Origin of the sequence: Afifella sp. H1R (assembly GCF_021462425.1) — a bacterium.
Classification (GTDB): Bacteria; Pseudomonadota; Alphaproteobacteria; order Rhizobiales; family Afifellaceae; genus Afifella; species Afifella aestuarii.
The window spans coordinates 447,610-468,779 of record NZ_JAKEDY010000002.1 but is presented as its reverse complement, the minus strand read 5'-3'; the positions used below and the strand labels follow the sequence as shown (position 1 = coordinate 468,779).

The window sequence follows — 21,170 nt, the reverse complement described above, 5'->3', positions numbered from 1 at the left end:
ACGATTGGCGGCTCGACAGCCTGCCGATTATTCGTTGCGATGGCGGGATTTTGCCTGCAGCGGCCTCATCCGACGCCGACGCGGGAACCCGCAAGCGGAGCTACCTTATCGATCTTAATACCGTAATACAATATTATTAGTGGTTGATCGCGCGTCCTGCGTGTCCTGGTGGGAACACGTAGAACATGAAACCCAAGGTCGGAGGCAACGCCGGAGGGGAGGGTTTGGTGGGCCCCGTCTGGCCTGAAAAACGGGCCTTCAGGCGCGACGCTTCTTGTCGCGCGTATCCATGGAAAATGTGTGCATGGCCGCCGCCGCGGCGCGCCGCACATGGTCCGTGGCGATCGCCTTCGCCCCTGCGGCGTCGCGGCGATCGAGCGCGTCGAGGAGCGTCTGCAGCTCGCTCAGGCTCTGCTGCCAGCGATTGGGGGCCTGCAGCGATTGCGCCCGCAAAAGCATGGTGCGCGCGTTCAGCATGTAGAGCGTCTTGCCCAGCGCTTCGTTGCCGGTGCCCGTGACCAGGCAATCGTAGAATTTGTTCTTCAGCGCGATGCGCGTCGCGGCGATGTCGGCCTTCTTGACCTCCTCGAACGCGGCTTTCAGCGCCTCGCGGTCGTTATCCGTCGCGTGCTCGGCAAAGAGCTCGGCCGCCAGGCCTTCCAGCACCTCGCGCACCTGATAAACCCCGATCGCCTGCGCCGCGGTGATCCGGGAGACAACCGGTCCCTTATGGGCGATGACCTCGATGAGGCCTTCCGATTCGAGCTGGCGGAGGGCTTCGCGCACGAGCGTTCGGCTGACGCCCGTCATCTCGCACAAATCGCGCTCCGGCATGCGCTCGCCCGGGCGAAACCGCCCGGCTGCAATGGCCTGGCGGATGCTTTCCGTGACGCTGTGGCGCAAAGTTGCCGCCGGGCGTGGAACGCGGAATTCCTCGTCCCTCACCTTCGTTTCATTCATTCCGGGCACTGCTTTTCCCCTTGCCGGACTGGTCGCTTCCGCCGCCCGCTCACCGACCCGCTCGGATCCCGCAGACATGAAGATTATTGTTCAGCAACGCAGACGTGTCTAGCATTCGTAATGATCGCATGACGGTCCTACAATCTTTAGAGGCCCGGGCATATGCACCTTTATGCCATCCCAGTGGGCCGCGCTCGAAAGTCGCGCCTTCAATGCGTGGTCCGGCCAACGCCCGCCATCAGCGCGTTTGAATAGACCGATCAATGGGCCGATCTCTGCCGCCAGGGGATGCGCCAGGAGGCACCATCGGCTATCGGATGCGCTGAGATCAGGTCAAGGCGACAGAGTTTTGCAAGTCGTCCATCTCAGCATTCGAGCCTCGCATCCCGCCTCTGCGCTGCAAGCCGGGGGCGGCCGCATATGGCTTTGCGTCGGCTCTTGATTGAACGAAGCGCTCCGTCGTGAAAGGTCGAGCAATGAATGCCTCCGCTTCGCGCGAAACCCTGGTGGTCAATATCCTGGGAGGTCCGGGCGTCGGCAAATCGACATTCGCCGCGGGGCTCTTTTCCGATCTGAAGCGGCGTCACGTTGCCTGTGAACTCGTGACCGAGGTGACCAAGAGGCGGATCTGGGAAGGCCGACCGCATGCGATCGCCAACAAGATCACCATTCTCGGCGAGCAATGGGCGCCCGTCGAAGAGCTTCTCGGCAAGGTCGATGTGATTGTGGTCGATGGATGCGTGCTTTTGGCGAGCGTCTACGCCGCGCCCCATTATCCCACGGCCTTCCACGAGCTCTGCATCTGGTGCCACAAAAGCGTCCGCCGCCTCGACGTTCTGATCGTCCGCCCGCAGGCGGAGTACGAGACCTACGGCCGGCTCGAGAGTGGTGACGAGGCGCTGAGAATCGACGCGCGCGTCGAAGATCTGGTCCGTGCCCATGCCGACGACGAGGTCATCGCCGTTGCTGACCACGACGAGGGACGCACAAAGCTCGTTGGCGCGATCCTTCAGCGGATCGCCGCGGCGTGAAGCCGCCTCGTCTCCGGCATCTCCGATTCTGCCTCAGGAGTGTCTTTGTGCAAGATATCGGCGGGCCTCTGGTGCCAGGTTTCGCCGTCCCAGGCTCTGACCGCGATGTCGATCGACCCGTTTTCGATGGCGATGGAATTGTAGGCGTTCGGCTCACCGCGCAACCGTGTCGAGATCGAGGTCGCGGCCTGCGCCACCAGGATGGGCGCGTGTGCGGCCTCGCGCCCGCCGGTCGGCTCACCCTCTTTTTTCTCCGCGGGACCGCCATGCTTGCGGACATAGGCCATATGGAAATGTCCTGAGAGAACGAGCCGCACGCCGAGCCCGGCGAAGGTCTCGAGAGCAAGGTCCGCCCGCTTCACCCGCCGCATGTCGATCGGTGGATCGGGCAGAAGCAGCGGATGGTGGGCGACCACGACACGCAGGGCCGAGGCGTCGGCCGCATCGAAGCGGGAGCCAAGCGCATCGAGCTGGTCATGGCTCAAGGAGCCGTGCGCCCAATTCAGGCCGAGCCGCATGCGCCGCGAGGTTTTGAGACCAGCAATGGCAACGCCGTCCATCTCCGCGAACGGCTCCAGATCACGGGATATGTGTTTCTTGTAGAGCCGGTAGGGCGTTAGGAAGCGGTCGATGAGATTGACGGCCGGCACGTCGTGATTTCCCGGAACGCAGAAGGTCGGCATCGGCAGGGCGTCGAGAAAGGCGCCGGCTTCGGCGAATTCGTCGGCCTCCCCGCGCTGGGTGAAGTCGCCGCTGACCACGACGAGATCGGGCTGCGAGGCGAGGAGATCTTCCTGGAGCGAGGTGGCCAGCCGCGGGTCATGATGCCCGAAATGGAGATCGGAAAGATGTGCGATTCTCATGCCGACGCCCGCTCCTGAAAAGGTGCTGAGGCAATCGCGCCCCCTTCTGCCGTCTCGCCTGTCTGCGCGACCGGGGCGAGCACCGTGAGGGCCTGGGGGTGAACGCGAAAATCGAGAGGCGGGCGGATCTTTTCGACCTCGCCGTCGATCATCGCCTGTACCAGCCGACGCTGCGTCGACAGCCGCACGTCATGCGCCTCATGGATGATGAGCGCTTCGTCATCGCGCCAGCGCCCGACCGCCATGCCGGCCACGAGCCGGAGAAGATCGAGGAGGCCGAGATGGCGCAGCGCGTAGATCGTCAGAAGCCCGCGATCGAGCCTGCGGCGGGAAAAGAAGCGGCCGAGCTCCTCGTCATAGGCATTGTTGGCAACGGCGATGGAGCGGACACGCAAGGTTTCCGTGTTGTCGGCGCCATCCCGCTGCAACGTGACGCGCAGGTCCTGGGGGTGGGTGAGGCGGCGCCAGAAAAAGCGCAGGAAGCTGAGCCGCGTTCCGAAACCCGGATTGTCGCGCAGATGCTCGCGGCCGGCTGCCACGGCAGGTGCGAAGCCGATGACGACCTTGTGCAGGAACACCCGCCCGTTCACCTCGCCGATATCGATCCTTCTCGGCTGCATGTCGCGTAGCGTTGCGATCGCCTCCTCGATGTCGAGAGGTACGGCAAGGTCGCGGGCAAGAAGATTGGCGGTGCCGAGCGGCAGGATGGCAAGGGTCTCGTCGCGTCCTCGAAGTGCCGAGGCGACGGCCGTAACGGTGCCGTCACCCCCGGCGGCGACGACAATATCGGCCTGTGAAGATGCGGCCTCTTGGGCGCGTTCCTGTAGCGGGCGGTCCGTATTGCTGTCGATGGTGGCGTCGAAACCGGCGGCGGCGAAACGCTCGCCGAGCGAGGCCGGTGTCAAATTGGCCGCGGTCCCGGAATTGGCGTTGAAGACGACATGGATGCGAAGCGGGTGCATGAAACGCGGCTTGCCTTGGTTGCGGCCGGTCGATCCGGCGTCTCCTGCGTGAATGCACCAGGAGGCGAACGGTTCATCGGTCGGACTGCAAGCGCAACATCAGGGCAACGAGGACGAACAGAACGAGCCCCGCGGTGACCGGTGCCCCGGCCGGAGAAAAAATGTCCATTGCCGAGGCCGTGGCGGTGGACCCGCCCGCGCTCCCGATCGCGTAAGAGAGGCCAAAGACGGCACTGCCGGCGACGAGAAGGCCGCCGGTATAGTGCGTGCCGAGAAGCGTGAGCGCGCAGGTGTAAAGGGCGAATTCCGCGGCCCCCATCAGGGCAAAGACGGCGAGGATCGCGGGCTCCGATTCCAGAAAGGGAATGATGATGAAGGTGGCGCCGGCAATGAGGCCGCAGGCGATCGCGACCCCGTGGCGGGGCAGGCGGTCGAGGAGCAGGCCGACGACGGGCTGCGCGAGCGCGGTCGGCAGCGCGACCATGGTCACCGCGATTGCCGCAAAGGCTTCCGAATGTCCCGTCTTCACGAAATAGACCGGCATGACGGAGATCGCGGCGATGTCGGCAAAGCCGAAAGCAAACACCATGACGACGAGCGCAGGGGCGGAACGTACGAATGTGACCAGCGCGCCGGGGGGTGAAGGTTGTGGCCGTGTGCGGGCGCGGCGGCTCAGAACGGCGGTCGCGAACGCGACGATGGCGAGATAGACGGCAAGGATGGCGAAGGGAAAGCTGCTGTCGCTGCCGAAAAACGGAATGGCGAGGGGGCCGGCGGCAAATCCCGCGCACATGCCGGCGCCGTAAAGTCCCGAGATCCTCCCTCTCAGATGATCCGGGCAGGCAGCATTGAGCCAGGCTTCGCTCAGCATGAAGACGAGATTGACGCAGATCCCGAGCAGGAAGCGGGCGAGGAACCAGACGGCCAGCGAATCCGTGATGCCGAAGACGAAGAGGCAGAGGGAGCAGCCAGCAAGGCCCACGATGATGATCTTGTCGCCGGCCAGCCTTGCCGTCAAAGGGCCGATGGCGAGGGTGGAGACGGCAAGACCGAGGCTGAAGACGCCGGCATTGAGTCCGATGACGCTATCGGTGACGCCCTGACGGGCCATGATGAGCGAAATGAGGGGATAGGTAAGGCCCTGGGAGACCGAAAAGGCGGTGACGCCGAGGATCACCGCCGCGATGGCAGCCCGGTCGAGCACGAAGACCGCCTCTGACGCTTTGCCGACCGACATGTGAAACGCCCCCTGGCCACGCGCCGCCAAACGGACCGGGTAGATGCGCCGGCCGTGCATCACGAGATAACGTCGTAACGCGGATTCCGCCATCCGTCTCCGGTGCGTTCGTGTCCGGAACGCACGGGTCTCGGCTCGCTCGGGGCGTCTTGGGGACGTATGCCGAGGGGAGGCAAGGACGGGCGTCCCGTCCTTGAAGCGAAAAGATCGATGCGCCTCAGACAAAGGTCTGAGGCGAAGTCGGAAGCCTGAACCGGACGCTACTTGTCGAGCTTTGGCATTTTGTCGATCCACTCGCCGAAACGCGAAAGATATTCCTTGAGGAAGTTGCGGGTGGTCTCGTCGGTGACGGTGAGCTCCCCGTCGATCAGCCCTTCCGGGAAGGCGAGGTAAACCTCCGGCTGGCCCATGACAAAGGCGTTCTGGGTGACGAGGACGCTGCGCAGACCGACCTGTGCGGCGGCGGTTCCGATCCGGCCGGGAGACGCGCCGATGACGGAGATCGGCTTGCCGGTCCAGGAGCTTTCGCCGTAGGGGCGGGACCCCCAGTCAATGGCGTTCTTGAGGACGGCCGGGATCGACCGGTTGAATTCCGGCGTGGCGAAGATGATGCCGTCGGCGTCGGCAAGATCGCGCTTCAGCGCCAGCACGGAAGCCGGTGGATTCTCCCACAGGTCGTTGTTGTAGAGCGGCAGGTTGAGGTCCGGATAGATGAAGGTGAACTCATCCTTGCCGAGCTTCTCAAGCGCATGAGCGAGGGTCCGGTTGATGGAGGCGCGCCGTAGGCTGCCTACGAGAACTGCTATCTTTCGCATAAGGCCTTTCCTGGTTACCATTGGTGACCGTCAGATAGGGCAGCCCCGCCGGGGGCCACAAGAAGGCACTTTTTTGAAACCGCAGATCTGTCACCTCCCGTCGGATTGCCGGCCTGTGAGCGAGATCCTGTCGCGCATCGGCGACAAATGGTCGGTCCTCGTCATCACCTTGCTGGGCGATGCGCCCCTGCGCTTTGGAGAGTTGAAGCGCGAGATCGGCGGCATTTCCCAGAAAATGCTGACGGCCACGTTGCGGGCTTTGGAGCGCGACGGTTTCGTGTTGCGCCGCGATTACGGGACCGTGCCGCCGAAGGTCGAATATGAGCTCACCGAGCTCGGCCGCGATCTCCTCGTGCCGGTGACGGCGTTGGCGGCATGGGCGCGGCAAAACCAGGCGCAGGTCGAAGACGCCCGCCGTCGTTTCGATGATGCATGTCCGGAGCGGACCGGCCGCTCAGCCTGACAGACCTGCCTCGGCGCGAGCTTCCTGTCGGCCTTGAACATGCCGCAGAGTGGACGCCTTGGCCGGTTCGCCCTCCGGCTCGTTTGCTGCGGGAACGACGCTGATCGAACCGTCCGTTTCCAGGACCACGGCCGCGACGGCGTCGATGTCGGCCATCCCCGCCGCGCGCATGGCTGCGTAGACCTCTTCTTCCGTGACACGCTCCTTCTTGAGCATGGTGTGGAGGAAGCGGCCGCGAAAGAAGACGAGCGAGGGGTCAGCCTTGACGAGCGACTGAAACCGCTCCGAGCGCACCGAGACGTAAGCCACGGCATATTGCAGGAGGCACAGGAGGGCGAAGGCGAACAGACCTTCGCTCAACGAAACCTCGCTCGACAACAGCACGGTGGCCAGTATGGAGCCGAGCGCCACCGTGACGATGAAATCGAAGGCGTTCATTTTAGACAAGGTGCGCTTGCCGGTCGCCCGCAGCAGGAGGACGAGCCCGCCATAGGCCAGAATGCCGATAACGAGGATGCGGAAGAGGTCGCCCCAGCTGTCAAAAAACATCGATCAGCCTCCCGTGTCGCTGAGCTGATCGCAACGCACCCACCATTTCTCCGGCATGGCCGCATCGCGTAAGGCCTGCACGACGCCGCCTCCGGCATTGGAAAAGTCGATGAGACAGAGCGAGCCGCTGTCGCTCTCGAGGCGCGTGATGGTGAGATTGCGGCAGTCGGACGGCATCAATTCCCCGTTGCTGCCGATGATCTGTTGTAGGCTCTGCTGCGACTGGCAGGCGGGAAAGCGCTCCTGCGCTGCGGCCGGGGCCGCGATCGCGAGGGTGATCAGAGCGGTGGCTGCGCCGGCGGCGACGAGACGGGCCATGGGGCCTCCTCTTGAAACATGCTGTTGCGCTGCAAGGCCTGCGGGCGGCGGCGCCGCGGCCATGCAGTCTCACTTACCAACAACCGGCATTTTCGAGAGTTCCGGGGCTTGTCCGGCCTGGGGCGGAGTTTTTCTTGTTAATGCCGCAATTGCAGTCTACAAGAACAACCATCGATCTTTGGCCGGACAATTTGGCCGTTAAGTCCCGTTTCGCCGGGCGCGGGTTCAGACTTCCTCCAAAACTCGACTTCCACACACGTGCGCATGTCGCGTCACGTGTACCCATACGCGTTCTGCGAAAGGAACATTCCATGGCGGTTGGTACCGTAAAATTCTACAATTCCCAGAAGGGTTATGGCTTCATCCAGCCGGAGGACGGCGGCAAGGACGTGTTCGTCCATGCCACGGCTCTCGAGCGTGCCGGCATGCGCGGCCTCGTCGAAGGTCAGCGCGTTTCCTTCGACGTTGAGGCGGATCGCCGCTCCGGCAAGGAAGCTGCAACGAACCTGCAGCACGCCTGATTTTTCAGAAGGCGCAGGCTCGCCTGCGCCTTCTCTTCCCATGCCGTACGGCGGAGGGAATATGACCAGCCATTCATTCAAGGTGGGCCAGACGGTCCGCCTGTCGCAAAAGACCGTCGGCCCGGGTGTCGCCGGCGTCTACAAAATCCTGGCTTTGCTGCCCGAGGAACACGGCGATTGCCAGTACCGTGTGCAAAGCACGGTGAGCTCGCAGCAGCGCGTCGTCCAGGAAAGTCAGTTGTCGCGCCTTTAACGGCGTATGTCTCAGGCCCGGAGACGGTCCTTCCGAACCAAGGCCGGCTTTCCGCGCCTGCCGCTCCCGCGCAACGCCCGAACGGCGCACGATGTGCAATTCGGTTCGGAGAGGATGTAGGTCATGGCAAAAGGGCAGATGCGGGCTTCCAAGGAAGCCAAGAAGCCGAAGAGCAAAGAAAAGGGCGCCAAGCACAGCCCGAAATATATGGAGACGGCAGAGCTCGGCTCTTCGGGTTCCAGTGGGACGCCTCTCAAGCTCGGCCAGAAGAAATAATCTGTGGCGCGCTTCGAAGTCACCATGTCGAGCGGCGACAAGCTCCTCATCGAGCATGAGATGGCATCTGTCGAAGAGATGCGGCTCCTTCTCGAAAAGACGGACTTTCTCGCAGCCAAGGAAATCAGGCTCGGCGCACCCGGGACGTTGCCGGATGTCGTCCTGTCCACCCGTCATATGATGCTGCTGCGCCCGCTTGCTGAGGGTGCGACACAGGGCAGCTCTTTCCGGCCCAAGCGATAATCTAAAATGGGAACGCCGACGAAGTCGTCGACGCAGGGGAAGCCCGCGAAGGGGAGCGCCATGGCGAGGAGCGTGAAGGACGTGGCCGAGCTCAAGGCGCGGATGGCGCATGCGCTTTCGAGCGACAACGTCACGCCTCCGCAGCGGGAGTTTCTCGAAAGCCAGAAGGCGCGGCTCGATCAGCGGGGGACCCATACCATGCTTACGGACGACCAACTCGCACGCATCGAACGCATCATCGATGAGGCGGGGGCGGAAATCTCCCCATCTGGCGCGAGCCCGTCCGACGCCGACGACGCTGAATCCGCGCCGCCCACAAATCAAGGGTGATGTCGATGTCTACAAAAACGCAGGGCAAAGGTGACAGCGTCAAGCTGCGCCGCGACAAGGCCGATGCCACGACTGCCGCAGCGAAAGCGGTGATCGATGCGGAGCTCAACGCGGCACGCCAGAAGACCGCAAGACTGCGGGCACAGCGTCTTGCCAAAGAAGCTGATGACGCCGGGATAGCGACGGAAGCAGAAGAGAACGCGCCGAAAGAGACCACCCGAAAGAAGCGGGCGACGAAGAGCGCGGCTTCCAAAAAGGCCGGTGCGAACGCCGGAGCCGATGGGGCCAAAGCCCCAAAGAGAAAGCCGAAAGCGAAGAAAGCGGCGCCGGCGCCTGCTGCCGACATCGAGGACGACATTGACGATGAAATCGATGAGCCTGACGAGGCCGAAGAGGTTTCAGAAATCTAGCTGACGGCCGCGGGGGCGAACCGAGGCGACGTTCATAGCAAGATCGCCATAACCGCGGCGCTCACGGGAGCATGCCGCGCGTGCTGAGCTCGCATCGCGCGGGCCCTGCTGGCAACGCGATGCCCAGGCATTGGCAAATGTGTCAGGCTGACTTCGGCCGCCCATCACGGGGCCGGAGTGCATGTGTCGTTTATGCCTGACGGACGAGAAGCCGATGGATGAGGGGCTTGCGGACAAGGCTCTTTCGACGCTCACCCCAGGATACGCCCCCAAGCGGCCGCGACTGCCGGCGCCGGCACAGGGGCAGAAGCCGCCATTGGCAGCTCCGCCCGTGCCTGGCGTTCTAGACGGCAGTCGAATGCGTGGCCGCACGCGTCCCGAGATAAGCGTCGAAAGAAGCTGCAACGCTGCGCACGAAGGGCCTGCCGCGATCGGTGACGACGAAGCGGTCGCCGACGCGTGAGAAGAGCCCGTCGGGGTCCGATTCCGCGAAATAGCGGGCATCGTTGATGACGGGATCGGCCAGCGCACCGAAATGCGCCTTCAAGGTCCCCGCCGAGAAGGCGAAGTCGCACAACAGCCGCTCGATCACGAAGGCCCGGACCCGGTCGGCCTGGGAAAGCTCGAAGCCGCGAACGGTCGCAAGCTCGCCTTTTTCGATCTCGGCCGCATAGCGCCGGGTCGTTTTCTCGTTCTGCAGATAACCCTGCGGGAGCTTGCTGATGGACGATGCGCCGAAACCGATCAGAGCGTCGGCCTCGTCCGTCGTATAGCCCTGGAAGTTGCGGTGGAGGCGACCCTCCCACGCGGCCACGGCAAGGGAATCCTCCGGCACGGCGAAATGGTCGAAGCCGATGCGCTGATAGCCGGCCCCGGTGAAGAGCGTGGCCGCGCGATTGGCCTGCGCAAAGCGCTCCAGAACGTCCGGCAGTTCGTCCGTCGGGATCATCTTCTGGCGTGGGATGACCGAGGGCACATGCGCATAGCCGAAGAGAGCCACGCGGTCCGGCCTGAGGGTCAGGATCTGTTCGACCGTGCGTACGAGCTTGTCCCGGCTCTGATATGGCAGGCCATAGACGAGATCGACATTGATGGAGCGAATGCCGGCAGCCCGCAGCCGATTGACGGCCGATTCCGTCTCCTCGAAGCTCTGCATGCGGTTGATGGAGGCCTGCACCTTCGTGTCGAAGTCCTGCACGCCGATCGAGGCGCGGGTAAACCCGGCCTTGGCGAGTGCTTCCACACGCGCGTCGTCGAATTCTCGCGGATCGATCTCGATCGCGAATTCGGCATCCGCCGCGGACGGGAAGGCCTCACGGATCGCAGAGGCCAGCTCGATGATGTCGTCCGGCTTCAGCAAGGTCGGCGAGCCGCCGCCCCAATGCACGCCCTCGACGTTGATGTCCGGCGCAAGCTCGGCCACGAGCTTCAGCTCGTCCTTCAGCGTCTTGAGGTACGGCAGCACCGGATCGTAGCGCAGCACATGCCGGGTCGTGCAGCCGCAGAACCAGCACAGCGTATCGCAGAACGGGATGTGGAAGTAGAGCGAAGCCCTGGTATTGGGCTTAAGCTCTTTCAGCCAGGCTTTCGCGACCTTGCCGTCCACTTCTTCGTTGAAGTGGGGCGCCGTCGGATAACTGGTGTAACGCGGCACAGGCGCCGCGTATTTGCGGACGAGATCAGGAACCATTTGGGTATTTCTAATGCTTTCGTCGAAGGCGTCCTTGATCAATGTCAAAGAGGAAATCGGCCGCCGCAAGGTTTGACGCGCACGCTGGCATGTCCTTCTGCAATCTGAACGGCTTGGCGATCCGAGAAGCCCCGCGAACGCGGCCTTGCGCCTCCACTTTTTCGGTGCGCCGCGAGGCCTGCGTATGCCCGGCGAAGCGGCTCTCTCAACAAGATTCGTGGACAAGGTGCCGCTTCGTCATCTATCCCTGCGGCGGTGGTGATTATCACCGCTGCTCGCCTCTGCCATGGGCTTGCCGTTTCCTCCCGAAGGCCCGGTCGTTTCAGGAAAAATGTCCGACATCGTCATTTCCGAGTTTATGGATGAGGCGGCCGTTGCGCGCCTGTCCGCTCGCTTCTCCACCCTTTACGCCCCCGATCTTGCCGAAAAGCCCGATGCGCTGAAGGCGGCGCTCACAGAAGCGCGAGCCTTGATCGTCCGAAACCGCACCGAGGTGCGGGCGGATCTGATCGAGGGGGCCGATGCGCTCGAATGTGTCGGCAGGCTCGGCGTTGGCGTCGACAACATCGATACGCAATGCTGCGCCCGGCGCGGCATTGCCGTCTATCCGGCCGCCGCGGCGAATGCTCTGTCCGTTGCCGAATACGTCATCTCGACTGCGCTTCTGCTTCTGCGCGGCGCCTATCTCTCCACGCCTGCCGTCGCCGCCGGGCAATGGCCGCGTGGAGAGCTGATGCGCGGTCGCGAAGCGAGCGGCAAGGTGATCGGTCTGGTCGGCTTCGGTGCGAGTGGCCGTGAAACGGCGCGTCGTGCCGAGGCGCTCGGCCTCGATGTCATCGCCACCGACCCGCATATCCCGGCCTCGGACGCTGCGTGGAACGAGGCGCCGCGCACCGACCTGTCTACGCTCCTCGCGGAAGCCGACGTCGTCAGCCTGCATGTCCCGCTGACGGACGAGACGCGCTATCTCATCGATGCGGCTGCGCTCGCCCGCATGAAGCCCGGCGCGATCCTGATCAACGCCGCACGTGGCGGCATCGTCGACGAGACGGCGCTTGTCGCGGCCCTGCAGGAGGGCCGGTTGGGCGGTGCCGCGCTCGACGTCTTCGAGACCGAGCCGTTGACGGCCGAAGCGGGGGCCGTCTTTGCGGATCTGCCGAATGTGGTTTTGACGCCTCATATTGCGGGCCTCACCGCAGAATCGAACCTGCGCGTCGGGCGGGTCATCGCCGATGCGGTCATCAATCACCTCGAGGGCCGCAAGTGACCCACATGCGACTTGGCGAATTGCGGCATCTCGTGGAGGCCGCCTTGACCGCCTCGCGGGTCAGCCCGGAAAACGCCGCATCCGTCGCCCGTGCGCTCGTCGCCGCTGAAGCCTGCGGCCAGACGAGCCACGGCCTTCGCCGTGTCGAGGCCTATTCGGGGCAGGCGCGCGCCAGCAAGATCGACGGCTTTGCGGTGCCGACGGCCGAAGTCGTCCGACCGGCTACGCTCTCTGTCGATGCGGCGCACGGCTTCGCCTATCCCGCGCTTGATCTGGCTCTCGCCGAACTGCCGCCCATTGCGCGCCGCCAGGGGCTGGCGATGGCAGGGATCAAGCGCTCCAGCCATTGCGGCGCCATGGGCGTGACGGTCGAAGCCTTTGCCGAAGCGGGGCTCTTGGCTCTCATGTTCGCCAACGCGCCGGGCGCCATGGCCCCCTGGGGCGGGCGCAGCCGTCTTTACGGCACCAACCCGATCGCTTTTGCGGCCCCCCGCAAGGATGCCGCTCCGGTGGTCGTCGACTTGTCGCTGTCGCAGGTGGCACGCGGCAAGGTGATGGCGGCCAAGCAGAGAGGCGAGGAGATCCCGGAGGGCTGGGCCTTCGACGAGGCGGGCAAGCCGACCACCGATCCGGTCGAGGCGCTTGCCGGCACGATGGCGCCGCTCGGCGGGGCCAAGGGGACGGCACTTGCTCTTATGGTGGAAATGCTTGCCGCCGGTCTTAACGGCGCCAGTTATGCGAGCGAGGCGAGTTCCTTCTTCGACGCCGAGGGTGGCCCTCCGAACACCGGTCAACTCATCATCGCCATCGATCCCACGGCCTTCGGCGCCGACGCCATTGGCCGCTTCGGCGACCTGGCGGCGATGATCGAGGCCGATCCTCCCGCCCGTGTGCCGGGTGCGCGGCGCCAGGCGCTTCGGGCGGAGGCGGAAGAGAAGGGAATTGAAATGGATGACGCGGTGATCGCCACGGTTCGGGCGATCGCCGGCATCGAATGACAGGAATGGGAGTGAGGCATGCTGCAAAAGACGCATTACTGGAAACGTGAAGCCAATCTGATCGGCGGCGAATGGGTTGGAGCCGATTCCGGCGAGACGATCGACGTCACCAATCCGGCGACCGGCGAGACGATCGGCACCATCCCGAAATGTGGCAAGGCCGAGACCGAGCGCGCCATCGAGGCCGCTGCCGAGGCCTTCGAGAGCTTCAAGAAGACGAGCGCCGACGAGCGCGCCAAGCTGTTGCGCGCCCTGCACGACGCCATCATGGACAATCAGGATGCGCTCGCCGAGCTCCTCACTCTGGAGCAGGGCAAGCCCTTGACGGAATCGCGAGGCGAGGTTGGCATGAGCGCCGCCTATGTCCTGTGGTTTGCCGAAGAGGCGCGCCGTGTCTACGGGGATCTCATTCCGTCCCCGTGGAAAGACCGCCGCATCATGGTGACGAAGCAGCCGGTCGGCGTCATCGGCGCCATCACGCCGTGGAACTTCCCGTCCTCGATGCTGTCGCGCAAAATCGGTCCGGCGATCGCTGCAGGCTGCACGGCCGTCGTCAAGCCGGCGACGCAGACGCCTTATTCGGGCCTTGCCTGGGGTGCGCTCTGCGAAGAGGTCGGCATTCCGAAAGGCGTGGTCAACGTCGTCACCGGCTCCGCCAAGGATATCGGTGCGGCGCTCATGGAAAGCCCGAAGGTCCGAAAAGTCACCTTCACCGGTTCGACGGATGTCGGCAAGGTTCTGATCCGCCAGTCGGCCGACACCGTGAAGAAGGTTTCTATGGAGCTCGGCGGCAACGCGCCGTTCCTGGTCTTCGATGATGCCGATATCGACCGCGCGGTCGCTGGTGGCATTGCCGCAAAGTTCAGGAATTCCGGCCAGACCTGCGTCTGCACCAACCGCTTCTACGTCCAGGCCGGCATCTACGACCGTTTCGCCGAAAAGTTCGCCGAAGCCGCCAAGGGCCTGAAAGTCGGCTCTGGTCTCGAAGAGGGGACGCAGCAGGGCCCGCTCATTGACGACAATGCGGTCGCCAAGGTCGAAGAGCTGATCGGCGATGCCGTCGACAAGGGCGGCAAGGTCATTGCCGGCGGTAAGCGCCACGAGCTCGGCGGGACCTTCTTCGAACCGACTGTGATCGCCGATGCGAAGCCCGATATGCGCTTCTCGAAGGAAGAGATCTTTGGCCCGGTTTCGCCACTCTTCAAATTCGAGACGGAGGAAGAGGCGGTCGCGCTCGCCAATGACACGGAATACGGTCTCGCCTGCTATTTCTACACGCAGGATCTCGGCCGTGCGTTCCGCGTCTCAGAAGGGCTCGATTATGGCCTCGTCGGCGTCAACGAGGGCGTCATCACGACGGAGGTCGCGCCCTTCGGCGGCGTCAAGGAATCCGGCCTCGGCCGTGAAGGCTCCAAGTACGGCATCGACGATTATTTGGAGATCAAATACGTCTGCATCGGCGGCCTCGGGCTCTAATCGCCGAGGCGCAGCTGAGTTTGATCGGCCTCTCCCTCGTCCGAGGGGGAGGCCTTTTTCGTGCAGCCCCTTTTTCGTGCAGCCTTTGTTTCGCGCAGATGAAGCGCGACAGGCGCGGTGGCCGGTCAGGTGTGCCGCATCAATTCCGCCGCAGGGGCTCGCGATGCCAGTTGCCGGCGCCTGCCGGGGTGAGGTCCGACAGATCGAGCCGTGCGAGAATCTCGCTTGCTGGACGCTCGCCGATCTTCGCCGTCGGCCAAAGATCGACAAGCGGCTTGAGGGCAAAGCTTCGTTCCGTCAGATGCGGATGCGGGATCGACAGCTCCGGCTCGGCGAGGAGTTCTTCGCCGTAGACGAGAATGTCGATATCGATGACGCGCGGCCCCCAAGGTTCGGCACGAATGCGGCCAAGCTCCTTCTCAACGTCGAGAAGAGCCGCAAGCAGGCGCCGTGGGCTCAGCTGTGTTTCGATCAGAAGCGCCGAATTGGTGAAATCGGGCTGGTCGGTCTTTCCCCATGGCCGGCTCACATAAAGCGGAGCGGCGGCGGTCACGGTGACCCCGTCCACATTGGCGATGGCCTTCGCGGCCTTGCGAAAAGTGTCAGCCGGATCGCCGAGATTGGCTCCGAGCCCCAGCACGGTCTTGACGGCGCCGCAGGCGAGGCTGCGGTGAATCATGCGAAAACCTCGTGGTCGAGGTGATACGTACGCGAATCGTTCCATCAGCACAGGTAGAGATGCCTGCCGGATCGAAGCAAGCCCCGCGCCTTAGATATTAACGACCTCTTATCCATGCTGCCCGATAATGTTTGTTTGGGCCGGGAGGAAGAAATGCAGAATGCAGGTGAACCCCTTAGGATCTTGCATGTGCTGCGTGCGCCTGTCGGCGGCGTGTTTCGCCATGTCTGCGATCTGATCGAAATGCAGGCTGATCGCGGCCACAAGGTGGGCATGATCTGTGATTCCACCACGGGTGGGGCGTTCGAAGCCGGGCTATTGGCCGAACTCGAAAACCGCCTTGCCCTCGGCCTGAAGCGCACGCCGATGTGTCGCCCGATCCGGCCGGTCGATCTTGGCGCATTTCTGCGCGTGCGCGCCCACGCGGATTCGATTGCCCCCGACGTCATCCATGGCCACGGCGCCAAGGGTGGAGTTTTCAGCCGCCTGACTGCGGCGAGCGAGCGCCGCTCCGGCCGTGTGGTCGCGACATTCTATACGCTCCACGGCGGCAGCCTGAACTTCGATCGAAACACCTTGGCGGGGCGTCTCTATTTCGGCGTGGAGCGCTCTTTGGAGCGGGTGACGGATTCGCTGATCCACGTTTCCGCTTTCGAGGCGGAAACCTACCGCGAGAAAGTGGGCGAGCCGCGTTGCCCCGCGCATGTCATCTACAACGGGCTGCGGCCGGGAGAATTTGAGCCGGTCGCGAAGATCGACAATCCTGCGGACTTTCTGTTCCTCGGCGAATTGCGCCCGTTGAAGGGCGTCGGCGTGCTGTTGCGGGCGCTGGAGATCCTCAAGGCAGAAGGCACCAGACGGAGCCTTTGCGTGGTTGGTGGCGGGAACAGCGAGCACATCGAGACCTATCGGGTCTTCGCTGCGGAAAAGGATCTCGACGTGCGCTTCCATGCTCCAATGCCGGCCCGCCAGGCTTTGGCGCAGGCGCGCATGATCGTCGTGCCGTCTTTGGCGGAATCGCTGCCCTACGTGGTGTTGGAGGCCGCCGCCGCCGGCACGCCGATGATCGCCACGCGCGTCGGCGGTATTCCGGAAATTTTCTCAGGCGAGGAGGATCGTCTGATCGAGCCCGGCAATGAGAGAGCGCTCGCCTCCGCGCTCACAGCCGCGCTTGAAAACCCTCAGCGTCTTGTCGAGGAGGCGGCCGCAAGGCGGGCCTTCGTGCGCGAGCGCTTTTCCCTCTCCGGCATGGCAGAGGGGAATGAGGCCCTCTACCACGAGGCGCTTTCAAGGCGCCGCGGCGGGCCCGCTGTGGGTGCAACCTTGAACGCCGCCTGAGCCGTTGCTTTTCGGCTCAGCCCGCCGTTTTTCGGCTCAGCCCGTTGGCGACGCTTCGACCTCGCTCAGAAATTCCGGTCCCTGTGAGACGATCGCCTCGTCCAGCTCGCCGATGCGCTCGCGATTTTTCCCGTCATAGGGCAGCGAGAGAAGGACCGTGCGAATGAGATTGAGCCGTGCACGCCTCTTGTCGTTGGCGCGCACCACGTACCACGGGGCTTCCTGCGAATGCGTCGCGGCAAGCATCCGGTCGCGGGCGGCAGAGAAGGCCGGCCAGCGCTTGATCGCTTCCTTGTCGACCGGCGAGATCTTCCAGGATTTCAGCGGGTCGTGCCGGCGGTCGTGGAACCGCTTCAGCTGCATCTCGCGACCGATATTGAGCCAGAACTTGAAGAGGTGCACGCCGTCGCGCACCAGCATGCGCTCGAAATCCGGCGCCTCCCGCAGGAACACGGCGGCCTCGGTCTCGCTGCAAAAACCCATCACGGGTTCGACGACGCCACGATTGTACCAGGAGCGGTCGAAGAGCACCATTTCGCCATTGCTCGGAAGCTCTTCCACATAGCGCTGGAAATACCATTGCCCGTGCTCGCGCTCCGTCGGCTTGGCGAGCGCCACGATGCGGGCGTGCCGGGGGTTGAGATTTTCCCGCAGGACCTTAATCGAGCCGCCTTTGCCGGCCGCGTCGCGCCCTTCGAACAACAGCACGATGCGCTGGTTCTTGTTTTGGGCCCAGGCGAGAACCTGCACGAGCTCGCGCTGCAGGTCGCGCAGTTCGTTTTCGTACTTTGTGCGCTTGAGCTTCTTGGAATAAGGAAAGTTGCCCGAGGTCAGCGCGTTCTCATGCACCCAGGCCGGCAGTTCGGGTGCATCGAGGTCGAAGGTGGAAAAGTCCTGATTGTTCATGTGCAGGTTGATTCTCTGACTCAGACTTGTCACGCAGCGAGTCTACAGAACGCTGAATGGCTTTACGAGAGCGGCAAAAGTGATTGAGGAGACGAACACGGAAAACAACCTGTCGGTGAATTCTGCCCGCCCGCTTGCACGCCTCGCCGCGGCGCGTTTGCCGCTTCTGGCGACGGCGCTTGTGCTGGCGTTCGTGACCGTCAATTTCTCCGTGCCGGTCCTGTGGTCCGTTCTGGGATTTGCTTTCGTTCTCGTCGTCACGGCCGCAGCCCCTGCTCGCATGCGCTCTGAGCGGTTGTCGTCTGCGGCCGCGCACAGCCGCATCCTGTGGCCCGACACGGGGATGAAGGCCGTCGTCTCATCGCTGCCGCATCCCGCTTTCCTGCTCGATCAGCGCGGTATCACGCGCTTCTCCAACGAGGCAGCAACCGCTGCGTTCCCGCAGGCTCGCCCCGGCGACCCGCTTTCCATGAGCATTCGGACGCCGCGTCTTCGAGATGCGCTGGCCGCAGCCCAGGGTATGGTGACGAGCCGGTTCGAGTATCGCGAGCGCAGCGGGGCGGAGACCGTCTATGTGGTGACCGTTCAGCCGGTGCTGCATGCCGCTGCCGCGGCGCCTTTCATTCTCCTGCTTTTCGAGGATGTGACCGAGCGCCTGGCGACGGCCAGAATGCGCGCCGATTTCGTGGCCAATGCCAGCCACGAGCTGCGCACGCCGCTTGCATCTCTCTCGGGCTTCATCGACACGCTCCAGGGGCCTGCCCGAAGCGATCCCAAAGCTCAGGACCGCTTTCTGACCATCATGCGCGAACAGGCGGAGCGCATGCGCCGCCTCCTCGATGATCTTCTTTCCCTGTCGCGGCTTGAGATGCGGGTGCATCAACAGCCGCGGGAGCACATCGATCTTGCACAGATCGCGCGCCGCGTCGTCGACGGTCTGCGTCCGCTTGCCGAGCATCTGGAGGTGGAGGTGACGCTCGATGTCCCGGACGAGCCCGTCTTCGTCCTGGGCGATGCTGACGAGCTCCATCAGGTGTTGGAGAACCTGGCGGAGAATGGCCTCAAATACGGAGGCGCCGGCAAACGTCTCGACGTGAGATTGGTGCAGCAGAACCTGGACGGTGGAGCGGTCGTGCTGGCAAGCGTGCGCGATTGGGGGCCGGGGATTGCGCCGGAGCATCTGCCGCGGCTCACCGAGAGGTTCTACCGGGTCGATGTCGCCTCGAGTCGCGAGAAGCAGGGCACCGGCCTCGGCCTGGCCATCGTCAAGCATATCCTGACGCGCCATCGTGGCCGCCTCGATATCGACAGCGAGCAGGGCGCCGGGGCGACCTTCACCGTGCGCCTGCCGGCTGCCGAGGCGCCGGCGGATCATGCCACGGCGGATGAGGCGCAAAAGCCTGCCTTGGCCGGCTGATCCCGCGCGGCGGAGAAGTCGGAGTTTCACAAAAAAGAAAGCGGAGCCGAAGCTCCGCAGTCTGTTACGCCAGTCTTCGGGAGAAAGCTGAACTCAGCCGTTCGCGGCCCGCTTCATGCGCCGGCGCGGATCGGATGTCTGATAGGCAACGCCCGCATGGTATTCGCAATAGGGCGAGCTCTCCAGGGAATCGCAGCCGCAGAAATGGAAATCCTCGTCGCCCGGATCGCCGATCGGCCATTTGCAGGTGCGCTCGGTCAATTTCTCGATCGTCAGGCGCCGCGAGATCGGCATGACGAGAGCGTGCACGGGCTGCAGTTCGGTTTCCTGCTCGACTTCCATTTCTACCTCTACCTCGGCCTGAAGGGCCGTGGCGCCGACGGTCACGGTCCGGTGCTGTTGCCGGACGGGAGCGGAATTGCGCGGTCGACGCGCCCGCTTGATCGTGGATGTCGGCTGGCCGCGTCCGGAAAGCCCGAGCCTGTGAATCTTGCCGATGACGGCATTGCGCGTGACGCCGCCGAGTTCTCCGGCAATCTGACTGGCGCTGAGGCCTTCCTGCCAGAGCTTTTTGAGAAGATCGACTCGTTCATCGGTCCAGGACATGGGCGTCTTGGCTCCTTGCTGCCGCGTTTGTGTCATTGGCGGAATCCGTCTGCGTCGCAGGGGCAAAAAACCTGCGCCAACGCAATAACTGGTAGGGGATCCGGTCCGCCACACGAGATGTCGTGTTTAACGATTTCGAAACTACCCGATCGGTCGACTCTTCGACAAGAGTCCCGCCGGCGATTTGATGTTTTTCCCCCGGATACGGCAAAAGTGAGTCCGGAATGCCACACAGGCATGCTCAAAAGCCGCGCATTGCGCGGCTCGCCAGCCTCATGATAAACGAAGCGCAGCCGCCGTAGGGCGGCTTTTCGCATTTCAACAGCAAAATCTCACATATCGGATCGGACCACGCCCATGTCGGCCGCCTCTCCCCTGTCTTCTCCTCTTTATGCGACCTATGCCCGCGCTGAGCTCGCCTTCGAGCGCGGCGAGGGTGTCTGGCTGGAGACGACATCGGGAGAGCGATATCTCGACCTGATGGGCGGCATCGCCGTCAACGCATTCGGTCATGCGCATCCCTATCTGGTCGAGGCCCTGAAGCGGCAGGCGGAAAAGCTCTGGCACGTCTCCAACATTTTCGAGATTCCGGGACAGGTTAAACTCGGTCGTCGTCTCTGCGAGGCGAGCTTTGCCGATCGCGTCTTCTTCACCAATTCCGGCGGCGAGGCGATGGAATGCGCCATCAAGACGGTGAGGCGCTACCACCACGCCAAGGGCCAGCCGCAGAAGAACCGCATCATCACCTTCGAGGGCGCCTTCCATGGCCGCACGCTCGCCACGATCGCCGCCGGCGGTCAGGCGAAATATCTGGAAGGTTTCGCGCCCAACGTCGAAGGCTTCGACCAGGTCGCCTTTGCCGACCGTGACGCACTGAAAGCGGCGATCGGCCCGGAAACGGCCGGCATTCTCATCGAGCCGATCCAGGGCGAGGGTGGCATCCGCCCGGTGCCGCACGAATTCCTGCGCTTCATCCGTGAGCTTTGCGACGAGCACGGCCTGTTGATGGTGCTGGACGAGATCCAGTGCGGCATGGGCCGGACGGGCCGCCTCTTTGCGCATGAATGGGCGGGCGTGACGCCGGACGTCATGGCGATCGCCAAGGCGATCGGTGGCGGCTTCCCGCTCGGCGCCTGCCTGGCGACGCGTGAGGCGTCGGAGGCGATGGCCGTCGGCTCGCATGGCTCCACCTATGGCGGCAATCCTCTCGCCATGGCCGTCGGCAATGCGGTTCTCGATCTCGTTTTCGAAGATGGATTCCTGACCGAGGTTTCCCGCAAGGGGCTCCTCCTCAAACAGAAGCTTGCGCGCCTCGTCGATGCCTATCCCGATCAACTGAAAGATGTGCGCGGCGAGGGGCTGATGCTGGGCCTCGTCTGCGCGGGCGCACCTGCGGAAATGGTTGCCCGCCTGCGCAAGCACGGCGTCCTCACCGTGGGGGCGGGCCACAATGTGGTGCGTGTCCTGCCGGCGCTGATCATCTCGGAGGCGGAGATGGATGAAGGCGTGAACCGTATCGAAGCTGCGCTGCGCGCCGCCGGCAAGTCCGCTGCCGCGTAGGG

General features: G+C 63.8%; 25 protein-coding genes. 14 read left to right on the top strand and 11 right to left on the bottom strand.

Going from position 1 to position 21,170, the window contains the following annotated elements:
- Positions 1 to 258 precede the first annotated feature (258 nt).
- Positions 259 to 960, bottom strand: coding sequence for a GntR family transcriptional regulator (locus L0F51_RS13765; RefSeq protein ID WP_234629774.1), 702 nt, complete (start codon positions 958 to 960; stop codon positions 259 to 261).
- A gap of 476 nt (positions 961 to 1,436) precedes the next feature.
- Between L0F51_RS13765 and L0F51_RS13760 the strand changes: the two genes are divergently transcribed.
- Positions 1,437 to 1,991, top strand: a complete 555-nt coding sequence (locus L0F51_RS13760) for an AAA family ATPase (RefSeq protein WP_234629773.1) — start codon at positions 1,437 to 1,439, stop codon at positions 1,989 to 1,991.
- On the opposite strand, the gene L0F51_RS13755 is transcribed toward L0F51_RS13760, so the two are convergent.
- From L0F51_RS13755 to L0F51_RS13740, 4 genes are all read right to left on the bottom strand, one after another.
- Positions 1,970 to 2,854 (bottom strand): metallophosphoesterase, encoded by an 885-nt coding sequence (locus tag L0F51_RS13755; protein WP_234629772.1) that lies wholly within the window; start codon positions 2,852 to 2,854, stop codon positions 1,970 to 1,972. The two genes, L0F51_RS13760 and L0F51_RS13755, sit on opposite strands and share 22 nt — an antisense overlap.
- Positions 2,851 to 3,816 carry a diacylglycerol kinase family protein gene (locus L0F51_RS13750; protein ID WP_234629771.1) on the bottom strand — a complete coding sequence of 322 codons (966 nt, stop codon included), beginning with the start codon at positions 3,814 to 3,816 and terminating at the stop codon, positions 2,851 to 2,853. The genes L0F51_RS13755 and L0F51_RS13750 overlap by 4 nt, the downstream gene beginning before the upstream one ends.
- Positions 3,817 to 3,889: 73 nt before the next feature.
- Entirely contained in the window at positions 3,890 to 5,053 is a 1,164-nt protein-coding gene (locus L0F51_RS13745; protein ID WP_234629770.1) for an MFS transporter, read from the bottom strand.
- Between the two features lie 260 nt (positions 5,054 to 5,313).
- A complete protein-coding gene (locus tag L0F51_RS13740) occupies positions 5,314 to 5,868 on the bottom strand; it encodes an NADPH-dependent FMN reductase (protein ID WP_234629769.1) in 555 nt (184 codons plus the stop codon).
- Positions 5,869 to 5,983: 115 nt separating this feature from the next.
- On the opposite strand from L0F51_RS13740, the gene L0F51_RS13735 reads away from it, so the two are divergent.
- The gene (locus tag L0F51_RS13735) at positions 5,984 to 6,331 is read left to right on the top strand and encodes a winged helix-turn-helix transcriptional regulator (RefSeq protein WP_370642411.1); all 348 of its coding nucleotides are present in this window, start codon (positions 5,984 to 5,986) and stop codon (positions 6,329 to 6,331) included.
- On the opposite strand, the gene L0F51_RS13730 is transcribed toward L0F51_RS13735, so the two are convergent.
- Positions 6,323 to 6,880, bottom strand: a complete 558-nt coding sequence (locus L0F51_RS13730) for a DUF421 domain-containing protein (RefSeq protein ID WP_234629767.1) — start codon at positions 6,878 to 6,880, stop codon at positions 6,323 to 6,325. The genes L0F51_RS13735 and L0F51_RS13730 overlap by 9 nt on opposite strands.
- 3 nt (positions 6,881 to 6,883) lie before the next feature.
- Positions 6,884 to 7,198, bottom strand: coding sequence for a hypothetical protein (locus L0F51_RS13725; protein WP_234629766.1), 315 nt, complete (start codon positions 7,196 to 7,198; stop codon positions 6,884 to 6,886).
- Positions 7,199 to 7,509: 311 nt separating this feature from the next.
- Between L0F51_RS13725 and L0F51_RS13720 the strand changes: the two genes are divergently transcribed.
- The 6 genes from L0F51_RS13720 (at position 7,510) to L0F51_RS13695 (ending at position 9,231) form a co-directional block, all read left to right on the top strand.
- Positions 7,510 to 7,719, top strand: a complete 210-nt coding sequence (locus L0F51_RS13720; protein ID WP_092808877.1) for a cold-shock protein — start codon at positions 7,510 to 7,512, stop codon at positions 7,717 to 7,719.
- 61 nt (positions 7,720 to 7,780) lie between these two features.
- Entirely contained in the window at positions 7,781 to 7,972 is a 192-nt protein-coding gene (locus L0F51_RS13715; RefSeq protein ID WP_128292082.1) for a hypothetical protein, read from the top strand.
- 123 nt (positions 7,973 to 8,095) lie between these two features.
- The gene (locus tag L0F51_RS13710; protein WP_234629765.1) at positions 8,096 to 8,248 is read left to right on the top strand and encodes a hypothetical protein; all 153 of its coding nucleotides are present in this window, start codon (positions 8,096 to 8,098) and stop codon (positions 8,246 to 8,248) included.
- A 3-nt stretch (positions 8,249 to 8,251) separates the two neighbouring features.
- The gene (locus L0F51_RS13705) at positions 8,252 to 8,491 is read left to right on the top strand and encodes a hypothetical protein (protein WP_234629764.1); all 240 of its coding nucleotides are present in this window, start codon (positions 8,252 to 8,254) and stop codon (positions 8,489 to 8,491) included.
- A 60-nt stretch (positions 8,492 to 8,551) separates the two neighbouring features.
- Entirely contained in the window at positions 8,552 to 8,821 is a 270-nt protein-coding gene (locus L0F51_RS13700; RefSeq protein WP_234629763.1) for a hypothetical protein, read from the top strand.
- A gap of 5 nt (positions 8,822 to 8,826) precedes the next feature.
- Positions 8,827 to 9,231, top strand: coding sequence for a hypothetical protein (locus tag L0F51_RS13695; RefSeq protein WP_234629762.1), 405 nt, complete (start codon positions 8,827 to 8,829; stop codon positions 9,229 to 9,231).
- 343 nt (positions 9,232 to 9,574) lie between these two features.
- Here L0F51_RS13695 and hemN read toward each other — a convergent pair whose 3' ends face one another.
- Positions 9,575 to 10,921 (bottom strand): oxygen-independent coproporphyrinogen III oxidase, encoded by a 1,347-nt coding sequence (gene hemN / locus L0F51_RS13690; protein WP_234629761.1) that lies wholly within the window; start codon positions 10,919 to 10,921, stop codon positions 9,575 to 9,577.
- A gap of 331 nt (positions 10,922 to 11,252) precedes the next feature.
- On the opposite strand from hemN, the gene L0F51_RS13685 reads away from it, so the two are divergent.
- The 3 genes from L0F51_RS13685 to L0F51_RS13675 are packed head-to-tail and all read left to right on the top strand — an operon-like array spanning position 11,253 to position 14,662.
- Positions 11,253 to 12,188, top strand: coding sequence for a hydroxyacid dehydrogenase (locus tag L0F51_RS13685; RefSeq protein WP_234629760.1), 936 nt, complete (start codon positions 11,253 to 11,255; stop codon positions 12,186 to 12,188).
- Between the two features lie 5 nt (positions 12,189 to 12,193).
- Complete coding sequence (locus tag L0F51_RS13680; protein WP_234629759.1) at positions 12,194 to 13,186, top strand: Ldh family oxidoreductase; 993 nt, start codon at positions 12,194 to 12,196, stop codon at positions 13,184 to 13,186.
- An 18-nt stretch (positions 13,187 to 13,204) separates the two neighbouring features.
- Entirely contained in the window at positions 13,205 to 14,662 is a 1,458-nt protein-coding gene (locus L0F51_RS13675; protein WP_234629758.1) for an NAD-dependent succinate-semialdehyde dehydrogenase, read from the top strand.
- 139 nt (positions 14,663 to 14,801) lie between these two features.
- On the opposite strand, the gene folK is transcribed toward L0F51_RS13675, so the two are convergent.
- The gene (folK, locus tag L0F51_RS13670; RefSeq protein WP_234629757.1) at positions 14,802 to 15,341 is read right to left on the bottom strand and encodes a 2-amino-4-hydroxy-6-hydroxymethyldihydropteridine diphosphokinase; all 540 of its coding nucleotides are present in this window, start codon (positions 15,339 to 15,341) and stop codon (positions 14,802 to 14,804) included.
- Positions 15,342 to 15,494: 153 nt separating this feature from the next.
- Between folK and L0F51_RS13665 the strand changes: the two genes are divergently transcribed.
- The gene (locus L0F51_RS13665; protein WP_234629756.1) at positions 15,495 to 16,679 is read left to right on the top strand and encodes a glycosyltransferase family 4 protein; all 1,185 of its coding nucleotides are present in this window, start codon (positions 15,495 to 15,497) and stop codon (positions 16,677 to 16,679) included.
- Between the two features lie 36 nt (positions 16,680 to 16,715).
- Here L0F51_RS13665 and ppk2 read toward each other — a convergent pair whose 3' ends face one another.
- The gene (gene ppk2 / locus L0F51_RS13660) at positions 16,716 to 17,585 is read right to left on the bottom strand and encodes a polyphosphate kinase 2 (RefSeq protein ID WP_234629755.1); all 870 of its coding nucleotides are present in this window, start codon (positions 17,583 to 17,585) and stop codon (positions 16,716 to 16,718) included.
- 79 nt (positions 17,586 to 17,664) lie between these two features.
- On the opposite strand from ppk2, the gene L0F51_RS13655 reads away from it, so the two are divergent.
- Positions 17,665 to 19,002, top strand: coding sequence for an ATP-binding protein (locus L0F51_RS13655; protein WP_234629754.1), 1,338 nt, complete (start codon positions 17,665 to 17,667; stop codon positions 19,000 to 19,002).
- 93 nt (positions 19,003 to 19,095) lie between these two features.
- Here L0F51_RS13655 and L0F51_RS13650 read toward each other — a convergent pair whose 3' ends face one another.
- Entirely contained in the window at positions 19,096 to 19,608 is a 513-nt protein-coding gene (locus L0F51_RS13650) for a GcrA family cell cycle regulator (RefSeq protein ID WP_128292092.1), read from the bottom strand.
- A gap of 357 nt (positions 19,609 to 19,965) precedes the next feature.
- On the opposite strand from L0F51_RS13650, the gene L0F51_RS13645 reads away from it, so the two are divergent.
- Positions 19,966 to 21,168: an aspartate aminotransferase family protein gene (locus L0F51_RS13645; RefSeq protein WP_234629753.1), complete on the top strand. Its 1,203-nt coding sequence runs from the start codon at positions 19,966 to 19,968 to the stop codon at positions 21,166 to 21,168.
- Positions 21,169 to 21,170: the final 2 nt, after the last annotated feature.